At 39.2% G+C, this 18,900-nt stretch carries 18 protein-coding genes and 1 pseudogene; 8 read left to right on the top strand and 11 right to left on the bottom strand.

All coding sequences use genetic code 11. The features are described 5' to 3' along the window. Window positions 1-292: ISAon1 family transposase N-terminal region protein (locus G466_RS0116145; RefSeq protein ID WP_026814590.1), on the bottom strand; the 292-nt coding region annotated here is incomplete at its 3' end. 112 nt (window positions 293-404) lie between these two features. On the opposite strand from G466_RS0116145, the gene G466_RS0116140 reads away from it, so the two are divergent. The 5 genes from G466_RS0116140 to G466_RS0116120 all read left to right on the top strand — a co-directional run bounded on the left by G466_RS0116140 (window position 405) and on the right by G466_RS0116120 (window position 5,229). Further along, the gene (locus G466_RS0116140; RefSeq protein ID WP_026814589.1) at window positions 405-992 is read left to right on the top strand and encodes an SET domain-containing protein; all 588 of its coding nucleotides are present in this window, start codon (window positions 405-407) and stop codon (window positions 990-992) included. Between the two features lie 106 nt (window positions 993-1,098). After that, window positions 1,099-2,526, top strand: a complete 1,428-nt coding sequence (locus G466_RS0116135; protein WP_026814588.1) for a sulfatase family protein — start codon at window positions 1,099-1,101, stop codon at window positions 2,524-2,526. A gap of 72 nt (window positions 2,527-2,598) precedes the next feature. Continuing rightward, the gene (locus G466_RS0116130; protein WP_026814587.1) at window positions 2,599-3,312 is read left to right on the top strand and encodes a tRNA1(Val) (adenine(37)-N6)-methyltransferase; all 714 of its coding nucleotides are present in this window, start codon (window positions 2,599-2,601) and stop codon (window positions 3,310-3,312) included. Window positions 3,313-3,381: 69 nt separating this feature from the next. Then, window positions 3,382-4,560 carry an acyl-CoA dehydrogenase family protein gene (locus tag G466_RS0116125; RefSeq protein WP_026814586.1) on the top strand — a complete coding sequence of 393 codons (1,179 nt, stop codon included), beginning with the start codon at window positions 3,382-3,384 and terminating at the stop codon, window positions 4,558-4,560. 246 nt (window positions 4,561-4,806) lie between these two features. Then, window positions 4,807-5,229 (top strand): tellurite resistance TerB family protein, encoded by a 423-nt coding sequence (locus G466_RS0116120; RefSeq protein ID WP_026814585.1) that lies wholly within the window; start codon window positions 4,807-4,809, stop codon window positions 5,227-5,229. A 52-nt stretch (window positions 5,230-5,281) separates the two neighbouring features. Here the strand turns inward: G466_RS0116120 and fbp are convergent, their stop codons facing one another. Beyond that, on the bottom strand, window positions 5,282-6,286 hold the full coding sequence (gene fbp / locus G466_RS0116115; protein ID WP_026814584.1) for a class 1 fructose-bisphosphatase: 1,005 nt from the start codon (window positions 6,284-6,286) through the stop codon (window positions 5,282-5,284). A gap of 111 nt (window positions 6,287-6,397) precedes the next feature. On the opposite strand from fbp, the gene G466_RS0116110 reads away from it, so the two are divergent. The 3 genes from G466_RS0116110 (at window position 6,398) to G466_RS0116100 (ending at window position 10,042) form a co-directional block, all read left to right on the top strand. Continuing rightward, window positions 6,398-6,877, top strand: coding sequence for a GNAT family N-acetyltransferase (locus G466_RS0116110; protein WP_026814583.1), 480 nt, complete (start codon window positions 6,398-6,400; stop codon window positions 6,875-6,877). Next, the gene (locus tag G466_RS0116105; protein WP_026814582.1) at window positions 6,874-8,124 is read left to right on the top strand and encodes an aspartate kinase; all 1,251 of its coding nucleotides are present in this window, start codon (window positions 6,874-6,876) and stop codon (window positions 8,122-8,124) included. Before G466_RS0116110 ends, G466_RS0116105 begins: the two co-directional genes overlap by 4 nt. A gap of 85 nt (window positions 8,125-8,209) precedes the next feature. After that, on the top strand, window positions 8,210-10,042 hold the full coding sequence (locus G466_RS0116100; protein ID WP_026814581.1) for a GNAT family N-acyltransferase: 1,833 nt from the start codon (window positions 8,210-8,212) through the stop codon (window positions 10,040-10,042). A gap of 163 nt (window positions 10,043-10,205) precedes the next feature. On the opposite strand, the gene G466_RS0116095 is transcribed toward G466_RS0116100, so the two are convergent. From G466_RS0116095 to serS, 9 genes and pseudogenes are all read right to left on the bottom strand, one after another. Next, a complete protein-coding gene (locus tag G466_RS0116095; protein ID WP_026814580.1) occupies window positions 10,206-10,640 on the bottom strand; it encodes a TM2 domain-containing protein in 435 nt (144 codons plus the stop codon). Between the two features lie 60 nt (window positions 10,641-10,700). Next, complete coding sequence (locus G466_RS0116090; protein ID WP_026814579.1) at window positions 10,701-11,087, bottom strand: VOC family protein; 387 nt, start codon at window positions 11,085-11,087, stop codon at window positions 10,701-10,703. 125 nt (window positions 11,088-11,212) lie between these two features. Further along, window positions 11,213-11,674, bottom strand: a pseudogene (locus G466_RS24520) (DUF1801 domain-containing protein). 28 nt (window positions 11,675-11,702) lie between these two features. After that, window positions 11,703-12,641 carry a 2-hydroxyacid dehydrogenase gene (locus tag G466_RS0116080; RefSeq protein WP_026814578.1) on the bottom strand — a complete coding sequence of 313 codons (939 nt, stop codon included), beginning with the start codon at window positions 12,639-12,641 and terminating at the stop codon, window positions 11,703-11,705. Window positions 12,642-12,826: 185 nt separating this feature from the next. Next, window positions 12,827-14,185: a magnesium transporter gene (mgtE, locus tag G466_RS0116075; RefSeq protein ID WP_026814577.1), complete on the bottom strand. Its 1,359-nt coding sequence runs from the start codon at window positions 14,183-14,185 to the stop codon at window positions 12,827-12,829. After that, window positions 14,172-15,044, bottom strand: coding sequence for a 16S rRNA (adenine(1518)-N(6)/adenine(1519)-N(6))-dimethyltransferase RsmA (gene rsmA / locus G466_RS0116070; protein ID WP_026814576.1), 873 nt, complete (start codon window positions 15,042-15,044; stop codon window positions 14,172-14,174). The genes mgtE and rsmA overlap by 14 nt, the downstream gene beginning before the upstream one ends. Window positions 15,045-15,064: 20 nt before the next feature. Further along, entirely contained in the window at window positions 15,065-15,376 is a 312-nt protein-coding gene (locus G466_RS0116065) for a DUF4286 family protein (RefSeq protein WP_026814575.1), read from the bottom strand. Between the two features lie 72 nt (window positions 15,377-15,448). After that, window positions 15,449-17,233 carry a tetratricopeptide repeat protein gene (locus G466_RS0116060; RefSeq protein WP_026814574.1) on the bottom strand — a complete coding sequence of 595 codons (1,785 nt, stop codon included), beginning with the start codon at window positions 17,231-17,233 and terminating at the stop codon, window positions 15,449-15,451. 319 nt (window positions 17,234-17,552) lie between these two features. After that, complete coding sequence (gene serS, locus G466_RS0116055) at window positions 17,553-18,824, bottom strand: serine--tRNA ligase (RefSeq protein ID WP_026814573.1); 1,272 nt, start codon at window positions 18,822-18,824, stop codon at window positions 17,553-17,555. Window positions 18,825-18,900: the final 76 nt, after the last annotated feature.

Below are 18,900 nucleotides of genomic sequence, written 5' to 3'. Positions count from 1 at the left end.
CCACCAGCTCCCAATCTCTTTGCACGGCTTGCCCCGTGGCCTTGTCCAGCCAACGGCGGCGCTTAATGTGGAGAAAGACTGATTTTCCCCGTAATGGGAAATCCTGGACGACGATCTCCTTATGAAAGCCATGGCCTATTAAAATGCGGTGTTTTTCCTCTTTAGGGCTATCCTCTTTTTCTTCAAAATATAAATGAAGGGTACCCTCTTCTGTTTTATGGGAGACAAGATTAAAGTGGGTTATTAAAAGTTCCGGCAGTATAAGCTTTAATAGGTCGATAGATAATTCCAATGCTGTTCGTTTTACTGCAAATATCGAACTCCTATTTCAATTCACACACAACTTTTGAGCTTGATCCCTCTTATTCTCTTTTTAGCTAATTTATATCTATTATGATTGTTCCATGATCCATCCAAATACAGAACTACAATTTATAAATAAGGAAATTGGCTATGGCGTTGTAGCCAACTCAATTATTCCCGCTGGGACCATCACATGGGTATTGGATAAGCTGGACAGGGAATTCTCAAAAGAGGAATTAGAAGCCCTAGATCCCATTTATCAGAACATATTGGATACCTATGCTTTTAGGGATAATAAAGGCAGGTATATCCTTTGCTGGGATAATGCCCGTTATGTAAACCACAGCTTTAACTCCAATTGCCTAACTACAGCCTATGATTTTGAAATTGCGATAAGAGACATCCAGATTGGCGAACAACTGACCGATGATTATGGATACCTAAACATACCTACACCCTTCAGGGGAATAGATGAAGGCACCAAAAGAAAAGTGGTTTATCCGGACGACCTCTTAAAATATTATAAACTTTGGGACAAAAAGCTCCAGAACGTATTCCCAACCATCCCACAGTTGCCACAGCCCCTTAAACCCTTAGTATCTCCTTCTCTTTGGACTAAAATCAGCCACATTGCTCAAGGCACAATAAAAATGGATTCCATTATAAACAACTACTACGGGGAACAATAACTGAACAACTAGTATCAGTACTAAAATCAAGATTCCACTAACAATTCCTTATTTTAGCTAAGATCTAAAAACAGGATCTAAAACTTAACATCCTAAAACCAACACCATGTTCCGAATACTACTATTCCCCTCCATAATACTCCTATTATTGTCTTGTAGCGAAAATAAAGAAAAGAAAATCCAAGACACCCCACCAAACGTAATTTTGATTTTTACGGATGATCAAGGATATCAGGATCTGGGGACTTTTGGAGCGCCAGATATCGCCACTCCGCACCTAGATAATATGGCGCTAAACGGGGTTAAACTAACTAGTTTTTATGTTGCCCAGGCAGTATGCTCGGCTTCCAGAGCCGGAATCCTAACCGGGTGCTACCCCAACAGGGTCGGCATCCATAATGCCTATATGCCCAACGCCAAAACAGGATTGAATACCAAGGAAACTACCATCGCTAAAATGCTAAAATCCATTGGATACCGCACCGCAATGTATGGAAAATGGCATTTAGGCGACGATAAAAAGTTTATGCCCAACAATCATGGATTTGATGATTATTTTGGAATCCCCTACTCCAATGATATGTGGCCTTTACACCCACAACAAGGCTCCGTTTTCAATTTTGGCCCGTTACCTCTTTACGAAAATGAAAAAATACTGGATACCTTAACAGACCAATCGGACCTTACAACCCAGATTACCGAGAGGAGTGTAGCTTTTATTGAAAGTAACAAAGAACAACCCTTCTTTTTATATGTGGCACATCCGCAACCCCATGTCCCATTATTTGTATCCGATAAGTTTAAGGGAAAATCGGAACGCGGACACTATGGCGATGTAATTATGGAAATTGACTGGTCTGTAGGGCAGATTTTAGCAACCTTAAAAAAGAACGGACTAGAAGATAACACCGTAGTTATATTCACCTCAGACAACGGCCCATGGTTGGCTTATGGCAATCACGCAGGAAGCGCATTGCCATTTAGCGAAGGAAAAGGAACCGCTTGGGAAGGCGGTCAACGAGAACCATTTATTATAAAGTACCCAAAAAAACTAACTCCTGGCAGAACTTTGGATACTCCGGTCATGGCCATAGATATATTACCGACCATAGCGGAAATTACTGGAGCCCCGTTGCCAAAATTACCGATAGACGGAAAAAGTGTTTGGCCAATACTTATCGGCGAAAGCACGGAGAGCCCTCAAGAAGCCTATTTCTTTTACTATAGAGTAAATGAGCTACATGGGGTGCGCTATGGGAAGTGGAAAATGTACTTCCCACACACCTATAGAACAATGGAGGGTCAAACACTAGGAAAAGACGGAATTCCCGGAGAGTACAAAATGATTAATTTGGAAGAGATAGCCCTGTATAATGTATTAAATGACAAAAGTGAAACCCACAACGTAGCTAAAGAATACCCCGAGGTGGTAGAAAAAATAAGAATACTAGCTAACAATATGCGTCAAAAACTAGGCGACTCACTGTTAGAATTGGAGGGAACAGAAAATAGGGAGGTTGGAAGAGTAGATTAAGCAAGAAACACTGAAGTGAATCCCTATATTTGATTTTAAAAATAGCATTAGCAGAGCAAACCCCGAATTGGAATGAGTAAACCCTTTAAGTTTAAAGAATTTGAAATTCATCAAGATCAATGTGCGATGAAAATCGGAACCGATGGTGTCCTTTTGGGCGCATGGACTTCTATAGAACACCACCCTACCACCATTTTGGATATAGGTGCCGGCACAGGGATTATTGCATTAATGTTAGCACAAAGAAGCGATGCCGATACTATAGATGCCATTGAAATAGACGAAGATGCTTATGAACAATGTGTAGATAATTTTGAAGCCTCGTCATGGGCCGATCGATTATTCTGTTATCATGCCGGACTAGATGAGTTTGCCAAAGAGATAGAAGATAAATATGATTTACTAATTTCTAATCCCCCATTCTATTCTGAAATGGTTTCTAGCGGAAATGAATCACGCGACATGGCCCGGCAAAGGGCATCTCTGCCATTTACGGAGCTTTTGGAGGGTGTATCAAAACTGCTATCTGATACGGGTAGATTTTCAACCATTATCCCGTATAAGGACGAAAAGGAATTTCTTTCATTGGCCGCCCCACACCATCTTTTTCCTGCAAGAATCACCCATGTACAAGGTACTCCCGATGCACAAATAAAACGTAGCTTAATAGAAATGCAGTTTAAAAAAACAGAAACTGCAATAGACAGCCTCATAATAGAAGTGGAACGCCATCGCTATACTGAAGATTACATAACCTTGACTAAGGATTTTTACTTAAAAATGTAACGCGGAGATGTAATATTGTTATATTTTTACTATACTATTGTTATCTTATTTTGATTTAAAAACTATCCTATGCGACCCGACTTATTTGAAGCCCCCGATTATTACAATATGGACGACCTACTGTCCGAAGAACATATCTTGGTACGTGACGCAGCCAGGACTTGGGTGAAACGTGATATTTCTCCCATTATAGAAGAGTATGCCCAAAAGGCGGAATTCCCAACCCAAATTATTGCTGGACTGGCAGAAATTGGGGCTTTTGGCCCTTACATTCCCGCGGAATATGGCGGCGCTGGTCTAGATCACATAAGTTATGGATTAATTATGCAAGAAATAGAACGAGGAGATAGCGGCGTAAGATCCACAGCTTCGGTTCAATCTTCTTTAGTCATGTATCCCATTTTCACCTATGGAACAGAAGAGCAACGAAAAAAATACCTTCCTAAATTGGCGACCGGAGAATTAATGGGCTGTTTTGGTCTTACCGAACCTAACCACGGTTCCAATCCCGGTGGTATGGAAACCAAGTTTAAGGATATGGGAGACCATTACCTTTTAAACGGAGCCAAACTTTGGATTTCCAATTCTCCTTTCGCAGACATTGCGGTAGTATGGGCAAAAAATGAAGAAGGCAGAATCCATGGCCTTATAGTTGAGCGAGGCATGGACGGCTTTACCACGCCAGAGACCCATAACAAATGGTCTTTACGAGCCTCCGCAACTGGAGAGTTAATTTTTGACAATGTAAAAGTACCCAAAGAGAATCTCTTACCCGGGAAAAATGGATTAGGCGCTCCTCTTGGCTGCCTAGATTCTGCCAGATATGGAATTGCCTGGGGAGCTATAGGTGCTGCAATGGATTGTTACGACACTGCATTGCGATATTCCAAGGAGCGTATCCAATTTGGGAAACCAATTGGCGCAACTCAATTACAGCAAAAGAAATTGGCCGAAATGATTACCGAAATTACCAAGGCACAATTATTAGCCTTTCGATTGGGTCAACTAAAAAATGAAGGAAGAGCAACTACCGCACAAATTTCTATGGCTAAAAGAAATAATGTGGATATGGCCCTAAAAATTGCCCGAGAAGCCCGACAAGTATTGGGCGGCATGGGAATATCTGGGGAATATAGTATAATGAGACATATGATGAATTTAGAAAGTGTAATCACCTATGAGGGTACGCACGACATCCATCTGTTAATCACAGGCGCCGATATTACCGGGATGCAAGCATTTCAGTAGACAATTTGGCCCATGATGGATTAGGTTAATCCAGGAATTAGAAATAGGCAATTTTCAGTGCGCCTAGTCACAAATCCACAGACACCCTTAGTTAGAAAATTATATTAGAAATACGATATAACGAAAAATAGGTTTTAGATTATGCTAGTCCTTACCTTAAGACCCACTACAAAATAATTATTGGGTTTTAAGGCAAACTTTTTCTAAAACCTATATCTTTGTTTTTAAATAATAAATTCATAAAATATGTCTTTTGTAGATCTATACAGTAGTGGTACCCATAGAAGAAATTTAGCTCATTTTGCGGCTATTGCAACTTTGGCTGCTGTTGACGGGGAAGTTAATCCCGAGGAAAAAGAATTATTGGACCGTTTTGCCAATAAATTAGATATCACTGAGGAAGAATACAAAGAGGTGATGAAATCGGAAAATAAATACCCAATTAATCCACCTACTGGTTCGGAAGATCGTTTGGAAAGACTATATGACCTTTTCAGGATAATATTTGCAGATCACTTTATAGAGGATCAAGAGCGCATTTTAATTACTAAATACGCTATAGGTTTAGGTTATAAATCGGAAGCTGCCGAGGTTATAATAAAAAAATCTATCGAAATATTTAGCGGAAGGATAGCATTTGAAGACTACGTTTATCTTCTGAAAAAATAGATAATCAACTTAACGAATAATACAAAAGGAGCCTCAGAGCTCCTTTTGTCATTTATTTTACCTTCATAAATTCTTCTGCCTTCTCCACCATTCTCCTACTTCCGCAAAAGAACGGTACCCGTTGATGCAATTCTGTAGGCACTATATCCATGATAGCTTTAAACCCATTACTGGCCTTCCCTTTGGCCTGTTCAGCAATAAAAGCCATAGGATTACACTCGTACAACAACCGTAATTTACCCTCGGTAGCAACACTGCTTTTAGGATAAATGTAAATTCCTCCCTTTATCATATTCCTATGAAAATCGGAAACCAAAGAACCAATATATCTGGAAGTGTAAGGCCTATCTCCCTCCTCTTTTTGGCAATACTTAATATAATCCTTTACTCCCTGTGGAAAATGCACATAATTACCCTCATTTACCGAATAGATTTTCCCGGTCTCCGGAAATTCCATATTCGGATGCGAAAGATAAAAAGTCCCCAATGCTGGATTTAGTGTAAAGCCATTTACTCCATCCCCAGTGGTATAGACCAACATGGTAGAAGTACCATAAACGATATAACCAGCAGCAATCTGGTCTCGCCCAGGCTGTAAGAAATCTTCCATGGTGACCGGAGTTCCAAGAGGGGTAACCCTTCTATAAATAGAAAAGATAGTACCCACAGAAACATTAACATCAATATTAGAAGACCCGTCCAAGGGGTCGATCAATACGATATATTTATTTTGGTGTTTATTATCACTGCTATTGACACTAATAAAATGGTCTTCCTCTTCTGAAGCAATACCACAGACAATTTCTCGATTTTTTAAGGTTTGAATAAATTTTTCATTTGCCAGAACATCTAACTTCTGTTGGTCTTCCCCTTGAATATTAATATCTCCTGCATTACCAATAATATCTACGAGTCCGGCCTTATTCACCTCATGGTTTACTACTTTTGCAGCTAATCGAATAGCGTTTATTAGTTTGGAAAGTTCTCCCGAAGAGTATGGGAATGACGATTGGTTTTCGATAATAAACTCTCCAAGCGTAGTGTTTTTATGAAACATGGGTAAGGTTGTTTATTTAAGCACAAATATCGGTTAATTTGTGACACTACAACGTTTTCGTTAAATATTGTTTTTTTATATTTATAACTTTGTGTTTTATTTGTAACAATTATGAAATATAGTATTCGAGACGCACAAACCAGTGATATGGCTGAAGTTCATCAGCTTATAAAGGAATTGGCGGTATATGAAAAGGAAGATGATGCGGTAGAAGTCACCGTTGAAGACCTAAAGCGGGATGGTTTTGGCCCTAAGAAACTATTTCATTGTTATGTAGCGGAATCCGAAGGCAGTGTTGTAGGAATGGCACTGTTATTCCCAAGATATTCCACTTGGAAAGGCCCAATCATTCATTTAGAAGACTTAATAGTTACAGAAAAAATGAGAGGTAGTGGTCTGGGAACAGCCTTATTAAGAAAGGTGGTAGAACATGGAAAGAAGCTAGGTGTAAAACGTATTAATTGGGAGGTGATAGATTGGAACGAGCCTGCAATAGCCTTATATGAAAGTAAGGGCGCCCACGTTAAGCGAGATTGGAACGTAGTTCATTTAGACGAAAAAGGAATTGAAACATTTTTAGAAAGGATATGAGGGTTTTTAAGTTTGGAGGAGCATCTATTAAAGATGCCGAAGCAGTAAAGAACGTTGTAAACGTTTTGCAACAGGTAGGACATAAAAATACACTTGTGGTGGTATCTGCCATGGGAAAGACGACCAATGCCATGGAGGTGGTTGTTAACGCTTACTTCTCAGATAAGAACGCGATACAAGCTAGTGTGCAGGAGGTATATGATTATCACACCAAGATTTTAAATGACCTCTTTCCAAATGCCAACCATCCAGTTTACAAGGATGTTAAAGTTCTTTTTGATGAAGTTCAAGGATTTTTGGCTTGGAATAAATCACCAAAACACGGCTTCGTTTATGACCAAGTAGTAGGGTACGGTGAGTTAATATCATCTACTATTCTAAGTGCATATTTTAATGAGGTAGGTATTACCAATAATTGGTTAGATGTACGGAATCTTATTAAAACCAATGACCAGTATAGGGATGCAGTAGTGAATTGGGAACAGACCCAAGAAAATGTAAATAGGAACATAGATCAACGACAGTTGAATATTACCCAAGGCTTTCTAGGTAGTGACGAAAATAATTTTACCACCACGCTAGGTAGGGAAGGATCAGATTATACCGCAGCTATTTTAGCATACTGTCTTAATGCAACCGATGTTACCATTTGGAAAGATGTTCCCGGAGTACTAAATGCCGATCCTAGGTATTTTGAAGACGCCCAACTTTTGAACAGCATTTCTTACCGAGAAGCCATAGAACTTGCATTTTACGGTGCTTCTGTAATACATCCCAAAACCTTACAACCATTACAGCGCAAAAAAATACCGCTTCACGTAAAATCCTTTATCAATCCATTGGATAAAGGTACTACTGTAGGGAAAGGTGTAGGAATAGAGCCTAAGGTCCCTTGTTATATTGTGAAAAAGAATCAGGTATTAATGAAATTATCCTCCTTAGACTTCTCCTTTATCGTAGAGGATAGTATTAGCGAATTATTTAAAATGCTACATGATCACAAGATGAAAGTAGACCTGATTCAGAGTTCTGCTATTAGCTTCTCTGTTTGTGTAGATAATAAATTCGGGAAGTTAGAAAGCCTGTTGAATCACTTGGAAGGTAGATTTAAAGTGACTTGCCACGAAGGGGTTTCTTTATACACAGTAAGGCATTTCAATGGGGAAGTATTGGATTCCTTACAGAACGGAAGAGAGGTTTTATTAGAACAAAGAGGTAAAGAAACCATACAATTGGTAACCAAATAAGGGCAATTAGACCAGTGACAAGAATTAAAGAAGTTTGGCTAAAAGGTTTTTCCCTATCTTAGCGGCGACCAAATCACATTAATACATGGGGTTAGTAACCGCAAAAGAGGTAGCAAAGGCTATTCATCTTCAAAATTATGGCTTTCTTGGGACGTTTGTAGGCTGGTTGTTAATGCGAGTGACCAAAATATCAAGCATTAATCGCTTCTATGATCGCAATAAGCATTTGGACGGAGTAGACTTTCTAGATGCCATATTGGACCATTACAAAATAAAGTTCGAAATTCCAGAGGAAGATTTTAAACGCTTGCCAAAACAAGGGAGCTATATCACCATTTCCAATCATCCTTTGGGAGGGATAGATGGGGTGTTGTTATTAAAATTATTATTGAATCAACGATCGGATTTTAAGATTATAGCTAATTTTCTTTTAAATCGGATAGAGCCTATTTCACCCTATATTCTCCCTGTAAACCCATTTGAAACCCATAAAGATGCCAAAAGCAGTATAGCTGGGTTTAAAAATGCAATGAAGCATTTGCAAGACGGGCATCCTTTGGGAATATTCCCTGCTGGAGAAGTTTCTACCTATAAGGACGGAAAATTAATTGTAGACCGCCCCTGGGAGGAAGCCGCCTTAAAATTGATAAGACGGGCAGAAGTACCGGTAGTACCTATTTACTTTCATGCAAAGAACAGTAGACTATTTTACACCCTGTCTAGGATAAGCGACGTGTTTAGGACTGCAAAGCTCCCTTCTGAAGTTACCACACAAAAGAATAGGGTGATAAAAGTAAGGATAGGTCAACCTATTTCTGTGCAAACCCAAAATGATCAGGAAACATTAGCGGACTTCACAGACCTGCTTCGCAGGAAGACTTATATGCTCTCTAACGCCTATGAAAAGGAGAGTCTATTGAATCAAATTCCAACAAGCTTAAAAATACCTAAAGCGCCTAGGAAAATTGCCACTGCAGTTAGAACGGAGCTTATACAGGAGGAAATAGCTAAATTACGGGAGAAGGACTGTAAGCTGCTACAAAGTAAAAATTATGAAGTGTTCTTGGCCAAAGCCTCGGACATGCCCTTTATATTAAACGAAATTGGGCGGCAGCGAGAAGTGACCTTTAGAGCTATTGGCGAGGGCACCAATAAATCTATTGACCTGGACGAATTTGACAATTATTACCGTCACCTATTCCTTTGGGATGATGATGCGCAAGTAATAGTGGGTGCCTATAGAATGGGAATGGGTTCGGAAATTTTTAAGGAACACGGCATAGACGGTTTTTATCTTCAAGATTTGTTTCGATTTGAGCCCGAGCTTTATGGGATGATGCAACAATCCATAGAAATGGGTAGGGCCTATATTATTAAAGAGTATCAGCAGAAGCCGATGCCCTTATTTCTATTATGGAAAGGCATTGTACACACTACCCTACGGTTCCCAGAACACAAATACTTAATTGGAGGGGTTAGTATCAGCAACCAGTTCTCCAATTTCTCCAAGTCCTTAATGATAGAATTTATGAAAAGCAATTATTGGGACCCTTATGTGGCCCAATACATTAGACCTAAAAAGGAATTTAAGGTTAAATTAAAAGATGCGGACAAGGATTTTATATTTGATGAAACCGAGGCGGATCTAAACAAATTTGACAAATTGATTGAGGAAGTAGAACCAGGAAGCCTTCGACTACCGGTACTCATAAAGAAATACATTAAGCAAAATGCCAAAGTAGTGGCTTTTAACGTGGATCCCCTTTTTAATAACTCGGTAGATGGATTAATGTACATTAAGATAGCAGATTTACCAGAAGGAACAGTAAAGCCTGTGATGGAAGAATTCCAAGCCGAACTGGAACGTAAGTTAGCAGAGAGTCAAGAAGAAGATGAGGGATACTCTAAATCTCTGTAACTACACTATTGGTAGTGCAGCCTGTGCTGTGTGCAGAATTTAAAATTAAATGTAATACACGGCTGCGCTCCTACCTAAATTAGTAGAATTACAGACAATAGCATCATAAAAAAAGCCAGTATTATAATAAATACTGGCTTTTTTTAATTAAAGTTAATTTAGATTAGAACCAAGGTTTCTTACCTGCTTGGTAAGTGGCATAAAACTCTTCATCCGTCTTAGTAAGATAGATAATTCCTTCTATAATACCAATAATAGCAGTTGCCATAACAATAAAGCTCCCAATTATAAAACACATGGTAACGTAACCTATTATGGTACTCACTAAAAGAATAATACCTTCTTTTTGATAACCAAGCATAAATTTATGTACTCCCAATTGTCCAAAAACAATGGCTAGGATACCTACTAATACTTTTTTATTTTCTCCTCCTGCGCTGGCTAGCCCTTCTTTAAACTCATTCGCAGTTTTTTTGGCTTCACCTCCAAAATCGTTCGCAGATTTCTTACTGTCCTCTGCAAACTCATTTGCCGATTCTTTTGCTTTGTCAAAAGCATTTTCGGCTTTATCTCCAAGATCTTTGTTGTCTTCACTCATAATTGTGGTTGTGGTTTAGTTTATTTATTATTTCTTCTAAATTTAGCAATTATTTTGGAATCAAAGAAATGCTTTGTCTATTGGCTCCCAAAGCTCCAGTTTATTCCCATCCGGATCTAATATCCACCCAAATTTACCATAATCGTAGGTTTCCATCTTTCCTACTACAGTAACGCCTTCCTCCTTTAAAACCTGCAAGAGTTCCTCTAAATTTTCCACCCTAAAATTCATCATAAAGGTAGACTTACTTGGGTTAAAATAAGCCGTATCCTCATGCATAGGACTCCACTGCGTACTACAATCATTACCTTCCTTATCCTTCCACCAGAAGGTACACCCGTATTGATCGGTATTTAAACCAAGATGTTTGTTATACCAAGATTTCACTTTATCTGGTTCCTTTGTTTTAAAGAAAAATCCACCGAGACCGGTCACTCTTTTTTTCATAAATTAGTTGTAACAATCACTACTGACGGTTAGCAGCGATTACGGGCTAAGGGAAGTTAAACAATTCTGCAACAACTGCACCAGTAAATTGTTGGGTTTCTTAGGAAAACACCATTTTGGGGCGCTTATTTTTTATACACTATGTTACGCTCATACCGTGTAATCCACTCCTCCACCGTCACTTTTGAGCAAAGTTCACCAATAAGATTATAGGGGATAGTTTCCATTTTTTTTGAATCTGATACAGCTCTACCCCATATCCAATTTTGTGGACATGTGTTTTGCATATTCACCAACCAACCAATCTAACAACTCCTTTCTTGCATAAATACCTGCATGATAAATGGCCACGAAATTCTTTTGAGATGCAAGATTGATAAAGGGAAGCGGCAGCTTGGGATTGCAATGATACCCATTTGGATAAAAGGAATGGGGAACCACGTAGCCTAACAACCCATAATTATCTGTTCTTGGAATCCGACCGGGAGATTTTTTAGAATTATCTCCCTTAATTTTTCAACCACTAGTTTGCGTTCTTCGGGAGGCTGCTCTAAATATCCTGCTGGAGAATCTGCTTTAGCCTCCACGTTTAGTTATTAAAGTAGTCTTATAGAATTAGCAAAATCTCTTTAAAATCTTATCTACTACGGTCTGCGCCAATTTTATCTTACTCTCTACCGTCCAACCTGCCACATGAGGTGATAGTAGTATGTTTTCTGATTGTATTAGATAATTAAATGCCGATGGTAGTTGGCGCTCGTCGAACATATTCTCGAAAGATTTTTTTTCATACTCCAACACATCCAATCCTGCTCCCAAAACCTTACCTTCTTCCATTGCGGCCACCAGATCCTCGGTAACCACACATTTCCCCCTAGCCGTATTAAAAAGCCATATAGGGTGCTTAAAACCATTTAGAAAATCGGCATCCACCATATTTACTGTGGATTGTGTCTGCGGCACGTGCAAACTAACAATCTGGGATCGTTGTTTAAACTCCATTATGCCCACTTGTCTTGCATTAGCATCCCCCACACCACCGTCTATATCGTAACATATAACATCTACATCAAAACCTCTTAATTTTTTGGCGAATGCCTTTCCCATATTACCATATCCGATAATACCGACTGTCTTTCCGTCTAATTCCAGCCCCCTATTGCCTTCTCGGTCCCATTTTCCTTCCCGAACTTCTCTATCTGCTTTGTTTAATTTATTAAAGAGAGACAAAATCATTCCTAGGGTATGTTCTCCTACCGCATTACGGTTTCCTTCTGGGGCAGCGGCTAAAAATATACCTCTATCTTTTGCAAATTGGGTATCTATATTTTCTAGTCCAGCTCCTAAACGGCCAATAAATTTTAAATTAGTGGCACGTTCCAAAAACTTTTGGTCTAGCGTAAACCTACTCCTGATAATAATTCCGTCATAAGTGGCAATGTTATTCTCCACTTCTTCTTTAGTGGAGGTATAATCTTCATCATTTTGAAAGCCTTGGGCGGCAAATTGCTCTATTACCAATGGGTGGTTAACATCTAGGTGAAGTATTTTCATAATTTGTATATGATTATTGGTTTTTTTAGTTTTTGTAGGCTACTGCCCTTATCCGGGTTAAATTGCTTTTTCCCAATCTATTAAAGGGTTAAACTTGGTATAAATATATCTTTTTTGCACTAGGGATTGCAGCAAGCTACCGTGTAGCGCGGAAAGCCCGACACCGCTTTAGGCGGTGGAGTGCCCTAAAAATTTAAAATATGCTTGGCAATAGTAAAATAGATCAATATTCCCAACACGTCATTACTCGTGGTAATAAACGGACCCGTGGCAATAGCTGGATCTATCCCTCTTTTGTGCAAAAATATAGGGATAAAAGTACCTATCACAGCCGCATTTACAACTACAGTAACTAGGGCGATCCCAATGGTAAACGATACCATATAGGTGGTATTGAACCCAAAGTGACTGATTAAAATAAATATTGCGGCCAATGCCACTCCATTCACCAAACCCAAAAGAAGCTCTTTACCTAGACGCCCCAGAATTTCTCCTTTTTTTATAGTATCATTAGCTAATCCTTGCACCACAATTGCGGAGGATTGTACGCCCACATTCCCCGCAGTTGCCTGCATAAGGGGAATAAATGCCAAAAGGATGGGAAATTTTACGAATGCGCCTTCGTATACATTTATGATACTTGCAGCCCCTATACCACCCATCATTCCGATAAACAGCCATGGCAGACGGGCACGCGTAAGCTGCCAGATACTATCATCTGCTTCTACATCTTGTGAGATACCTGCCGCTAATTGGTAGTCTTTCTCTGCTTCCTCCCTTATTACATCTACAATATCATCAATGGTTATCCTACCTACCAATCTACCTATTTCATCTATTACCGGAATAGCTTCCAAATCATATTTGGTCATGATTCGCGCTACCTCATCTGGTCTTTCATTTACATTTACATAATCTACCTTAGGGATGTACACATCCTTAATATTGGCCTTGGTAGAAGTAGTCAGCAAGTCTTTTAACGAGAGCCTTCCTTTAAGTTTCCCCTCATCATCTACCACGTAGATAGAATGTACACGGGTAACATTTTCTGCCTGGGCCCGCATTTCTTTAACACAGGTAAGCACGTTCCAATTCTCATTTACCTTAACCAGCTCCTTAGCCATTAACCCCCCTGCAGAATTCTCATCATAGCGCAGTAGGTCTACAATATCCTTTGCGTGCTCCCTATCCTCCAATTCGGAAATCACCTCCTGCACCATTCCTTTTGGAAGTTCTCCAATGATATCGGCGGCATCATCCGTATCCAATTCATTTAACTCTCCGGCGATTTCCTTGGCAGAAAGGTTCCCTAATATGGCTTCCCGTACATCCTCATCCAACTCAGTAAGAGTTTCCGAAGTTTTTTCGGTATCCAGTAATTTAATAAGGTAGGTAGCATGATCCTCATCCAGATCATTCATCAATTCTGCCACATCCGCATAATGCACCTCTGCCAACATGGAGGTTATGGAGGCGTCTTGTCGGTTGTCTATTAGCTGTTCTATTTCAGCTATAAATTCTTCGGTGAGTTTAAACGGTGTCATTCTGTATTTTCTGTGTCAACGTAATGAAGTCTGAAACGGTCAATTGTTCGGGTCGGAGTCCAAATATAACATCTTCTTTAAGAACATCGGAGAGATTAAAGATCTTTAGACTGTTCCAAAGTGTTTTTCTACGATGGTTAAAAGCAGCTTTAACCACTTTTTTAAATAGCTTTTCCTCTACTCCTAAATCTAGGTCAAATTTTCTGGTCAGCCGCAAAACACCCGATTCTACTTTAGGCGGGGGATTAAATACATGTGGTGGCACGGTAAACAAATATTCCGCATCATAAAATGCCTGCACCAAAACTGAAAGTATCCCATAAGCCTTGCTTCCATTGCTCTCACAGATCCTTTCTGCCACCTCTTTTTGGAACATCCCCGAAAATTCCGGGATATACTCCTTGTATTCCAACATTTTAAAAACGATCTGAGTAGAGATATTATAGGGAAAATTTCCAATAATGGCGAATTGCTCCTCCCCAAATAGGTCTTTAAGATCATATTTTAGAAAATCGGCTTCCAATACCTTAAAGCTACCTTTAGGGTGCTTAGATTTTTGGTGCTCCAAAGAAAAGCTTTCGTTTAGATAATCAATGGATTCCGAATCCAAATCCATAGCTACCAAGTGTATATCCTTCTCAATCAGGTATTTTGTGAGCACTCCGGTTCCAGGACCAATTTCAATTACGTTCCTATACCCTTCCAAACTAAGCGTCTCTCCAATTTTTTGTGCAATTCCCTCATCTTTTAGAAAGTGCTGACCCAAAAATTTCTTTGCCTTTACGGGACCATGATCTTTTGGGGATTTAAATGGTTTGCCTTGGTAGGATCGATATGATTTTTTCTCCTTCTTGCTCATGTAGTATTTGATGGATTTATTTAATGTTCACCTACGATGGCCAATTCTGTCCTAAAAGCAACAAATTTCCCCGCAAAAAGCGAAGATTGTTGGCCGCGTAGCCTTTCCGCATCTTCTTCGTAATACTTTTTTAATGTTTCTTTGGAGTCCGTTGTATACTGAACAGAAAATGTAAGTCCGCCCATTTCTTCCTCCACCATCACCTTGGTCATTAGAGCTTTAGAAAATTTTCCCGTTGCCAGCATCTCCGGAATATGGGTATTCTTCATCCACTCCAACCAGTCTTGCTCAAAAGATTCTTCAATATTTATGGTAACGTTATATATGTACATAATACTGTTTTGTGCTTCTTTAAAAGCGTATTATTATTCGTTTTTAAAATGAGCGTGTCCTTTCTTTAGGTATTACTTAATACTATCTCCTCTCAACGCCCTATATCTTTTCCTAGCCTGTGGAAAATAATAACTATCCTGATGGTTAAAAACAATCTGCTCGTAGTGGAATTTGGCCTTTTCTGGATTTTTTAAAACAGTGTTATACAACTCTGCTAAGGCAAAATGGGCATCATCTGCCAGAATATCCTGACCATGGAATTCCACTATTTTAAGATAATTAAATTCTGCTTGCCCATATTGTTTTAGTTCAGTTAATATTTGCCCTTGTTTTAGCAAAGCCTCATCCTCAATTTTCTCACCTTTATGATTATCTAAAATATCATTTAATAAAGCTACCGCCTGGGCCTTATTATTTTGATAGTTCAGAAAGCTTGCTCGGGCATATTTTTTTAATGCAACTTGAGTGGAGTCTTCCAATGAATTATCCGAAATTAACAAGCTTAACTGCATGGCATCATTGGCGATTAGTTGGGATGTTGCAGAACGCAATACCTTTAGCTGTGTTAAAGCCCAATCAAAATCCCCTTTATAAAAGCTGGTCTGTGCCACTTTAAATCGCGCTTCTTGACCTAAAACATCATTTTTTAAATTTTTTTGAATTTGGGAATAATAGATTAATGCGCGATTAAACTTTTGATCGAATACTAAAATATCACCTAAGGTGTTTTTAATATAGGCAGCTCCATAGTTATTTAAGGGCAATTCTAAACATTTCTCCATTATCTCTATAGCCGGCCCAGGATTATTTCTATTAAAAGTTAGAAATTTGGCATAGGCGATCTGCAATTGTAGGGTTTCCATTTGAAAACCATATTCCTGTATTAATTCCGAAAATGTTTTTTCAACGGATAATAGCTCCTTATCTCCTGCATCCAATAAACTTATCCCTATAAGGTTTAGCTGTGCGTCTAACACTTCCCTTTTGTAACTGCTGTTCTCTACAATAAAATTATAAATATCCGATGCCACCTTTGCTTCTCGTTTATCCAGTGCAAGTTTCCCTAAGCCTTGCAACCTCTGTAGGGATCGCTCCTCGCTCCTTCTGTAAATTGCCCTTTCCTGGCCAAATGCACTAGTATATTCCTCTTGTTGCACAAACAGCCAACTCAATAATTCGTTCCAAATAACGTCCGGGGTTTTTTGTGCCTTTTGCAAAAGGATACGTTTAAACTTTAAATTGTTGGGATTTGACGCATCAGAAGTAATAAAATCATTGATATTACGAAGTACATTTGCCGTAGATACTGTTCCATCACTAATCATCTTAAGGTAAGACCCAAACATTTCTTCTATGTTGCCTTGCTCTCCATAAATTCTTGCAATTTGATAATCATAATTCTGGGCCGGGTTTAACTCCATTGCGCGTGAGAACGCTTTAAGGGCATAATCTAATAAAACATATTGTTGAAACTTATAGCCAACACCATACCCGTAATTTGGGTGTTTCTCTATCTGCGAAATAGCAAGATTATAATTCTCTATCGCCTTATCCTCCATTCCCTGGAGTGCGTAATTACGTCCGAGTTCTATATAGCCGGTAGGATAGACAATTCCCTGACCCATGATTTTGTGCAATAACTCTTCTGCTTTATCATATTGCTCTAACTCCTGGTAACATGCTATAAGTCGCTCAGTAAAATCTGTCCGCCTAGGATTCTTGTCGACCAGTTTTTCTAAAAACACCTTTGCTTTTTCAAATTCCCCATCCTCAAAATATTGCTTTGCCAGGAAGTCTTCTTGGGAAAGCACTAATTGGGAGCTAAAACAGAGAAAAATGAGGAAAATGAGTCTCAAAATTACTTTTTAATCAAAGATACGTAGAATCATTAGAGTGCGTAGCTGCTATTGTGTGCATTTTTAACACAATCCCCAATTAATAGTCTAAGCCAAGATGAAGCCTTTAAAAAATCTGTTCGGATGTAGCTAAAATCCAGTGAGAAATGAAGCTTATATCTCCCTCGAATTAAATTCGGGGGAGATATAAAGATTATCAGCTTCTAGTTGAGGGTCTAGCTATAAAGACCTACCTCAACAACCTTCCCCTAAGGAAAGGATTTACAATTACAACTTTTTAAAAAGACTGCAATACAAAGGCTTTTATGCAGAATGAAAATTAATCTATTCTATCGAAACCAGTATAAGGTCTTAGCACTTCTGGAATCTCTATGCCGTTTTCCGTCTGATAATTTTCTAAAATCCCAGCTAAAACTCTTGGCAGGGCCAAAGAACTACCATTAAGCGTATGGGCCAATTGCATTTTACCACTTTCGTCCCTAAATCGAAGTTTTAAACGATTAGACTGGAAGGTTTCAAAATTGGATACCGAACTAATTTCCAACCAGCGATCCTGTGCTGTGGAGAACACTTCAAAATCATAAGTCAATGCAGAAGTAAAACCGAGGTCTCCTCCACAAAGTCGTAATATTCTATAGGGAAGTTTCAGCTCTCTAAGAATACCTTTTACGTGCTCTACCATTCCATCCAAAGCTTCATAAGATTTGTCTGGGTGCTCTACACGTACCAATTCTACCTTATCAAATTGATGCAATCTGTTTAATCCCCTAACATGGGCACCGTAACTACCTGCCTCCCTCCTAAAACAAGGGGTATATGCAGTAAAGCGATATGGCAGATCGGATTCCGATACAATCTCATCTCGGAAGATATTAGTTACAGGAACTTCTGCTGTAGGGATCAAATAAAGATCATCTGCCCCTATGTGATACATTTGACCTTCCTTGTCTGGCAATTGACCGGTTCCGAAACCTGAAGATTCGTTTACTAAGTGTGGAACCTGAATTTCTGAATAACCCGCTTCGGTATTTTTATCTAAAAAGTAAGAGATCAATGCTCTTTGAAGCTTAGCGCCCTTACCTTTATAAACTGGGAAGCCTGCTCCGGCAATTTTAACGCCCAGCTCAAAATCTATAATGTCGTATTTTTTTGCAAGTTCCCAGTGAGGAAGTGCATTCTCCACCAGATCAGGAACTTCTCCCTCTTTAAATATCTCCTCATTATCCTCCTCGCTACTGCCCGCTGGCACGGAAAAATGGGGTACATTGGGAATTTGGTACAGGATGTTCTGTAATTCTTGGGCTGTAGCCGTTAGGGCTTCCTGCAAGGTCTTGGACTCTTCCTTTAAATTTCCGGTACGCTCCTTTAAGGCATTAGCCTCTTGGGCTTTACCACTTTTATAAAGAATTCCAATCTCTTTGGATAATTTATTAGACTCTGCTAAGGTGCTATCTAGACGGGCTTGTGTTGCCCTTCTTTCTTCATCTAACTGAAGCACCTTATCCAAAAGTGGAAGCGCGTCTATATTTCGCTTTGCCAGCGCCGCTATCACCTGTTCTTTATCTTCACGTATCGCCTGTAACTGTAGCATGTATTCTATTTTTTTGGAGGTCAAATTTAAGGTTAATTGGAGAAGGAATCAATTTTATTACTGGAACAATTTCCAC

The organism is Arenibacter certesii DSM 19833 (genome assembly GCF_000429545.1).
Taxonomy (GTDB): Bacteria; Bacteroidota; Bacteroidia; order Flavobacteriales; family Flavobacteriaceae; genus Arenibacter; species Arenibacter certesii.
The sequence above is the reverse complement of the archived record's forward strand: the minus strand, read 5'-3'. Positions and strand labels throughout refer to the sequence as shown.

What these genes read in the sequence shown, in the direction of transcription:
- G466_RS0116140 (WP_026814589.1), top strand. Translation starts at nt 405, where the DNA reads ATGATCCATCCAAATACAGAACTACAATTTATAAATAAGGAAATTGGC.
- G466_RS0116135 (WP_026814588.1), top strand. Translation starts at nt 1,099, where the DNA reads ATGTTCCGAATACTACTATTCCCCTCCATAATACTCCTATTATTGTCT.
- G466_RS0116130 (WP_026814587.1), top strand. Translation starts at nt 2,599, where the DNA reads ATGAGTAAACCCTTTAAGTTTAAAGAATTTGAAATTCATCAAGATCAA.
- G466_RS0116125 (WP_026814586.1), top strand. Translation starts at nt 3,382, where the DNA reads ATGCGACCCGACTTATTTGAAGCCCCCGATTATTACAATATGGACGAC.
- G466_RS0116120 (WP_026814585.1), top strand. Translation starts at nt 4,807, where the DNA reads ATGTCTTTTGTAGATCTATACAGTAGTGGTACCCATAGAAGAAATTTA.
- fbp (WP_026814584.1), bottom strand. Translation starts at nt 6,286, where the DNA reads ATGTTTCATAAAAACACTACGCTTGGAGAGTTTATTATCGAAAACCAA.
- G466_RS0116110 (WP_026814583.1), top strand. Translation starts at nt 6,398, where the DNA reads ATGAAATATAGTATTCGAGACGCACAAACCAGTGATATGGCTGAAGTT.
- G466_RS0116105 (WP_026814582.1), top strand. Translation starts at nt 6,874, where the DNA reads ATGAGGGTTTTTAAGTTTGGAGGAGCATCTATTAAAGATGCCGAAGCA.
- G466_RS0116100 (WP_026814581.1), top strand. Translation starts at nt 8,210, where the DNA reads ATGGGGTTAGTAACCGCAAAAGAGGTAGCAAAGGCTATTCATCTTCAA.
- G466_RS0116095 (WP_026814580.1), bottom strand. Translation starts at nt 10,640, where the DNA reads ATGAGTGAAGACAACAAAGATCTTGGAGATAAAGCCGAAAATGCTTTT.
- G466_RS0116090 (WP_026814579.1), bottom strand. Translation starts at nt 11,087, where the DNA reads ATGAAAAAAAGAGTGACCGGTCTCGGTGGATTTTTCTTTAAAACAAAG.
- G466_RS0116080 (WP_026814578.1), bottom strand. Translation starts at nt 12,641, where the DNA reads ATGAAAATACTTCACCTAGATGTTAACCACCCATTGGTAATAGAGCAA.
- mgtE (WP_026814577.1), bottom strand. Translation starts at nt 14,185, where the DNA reads ATGACACCGTTTAAACTCACCGAAGAATTTATAGCTGAAATAGAACAG.
- rsmA (WP_026814576.1), bottom strand. Translation starts at nt 15,044, where the DNA reads ATGAGCAAGAAGGAGAAAAAATCATATCGATCCTACCAAGGCAAACCA.
- G466_RS0116065 (WP_026814575.1), bottom strand. Translation starts at nt 15,376, where the DNA reads ATGTACATATATAACGTTACCATAAATATTGAAGAATCTTTTGAGCAA.
- serS (WP_026814573.1), bottom strand. Translation starts at nt 18,824, where the DNA reads ATGCTACAGTTACAGGCGATACGTGAAGATAAAGAACAGGTGATAGCG.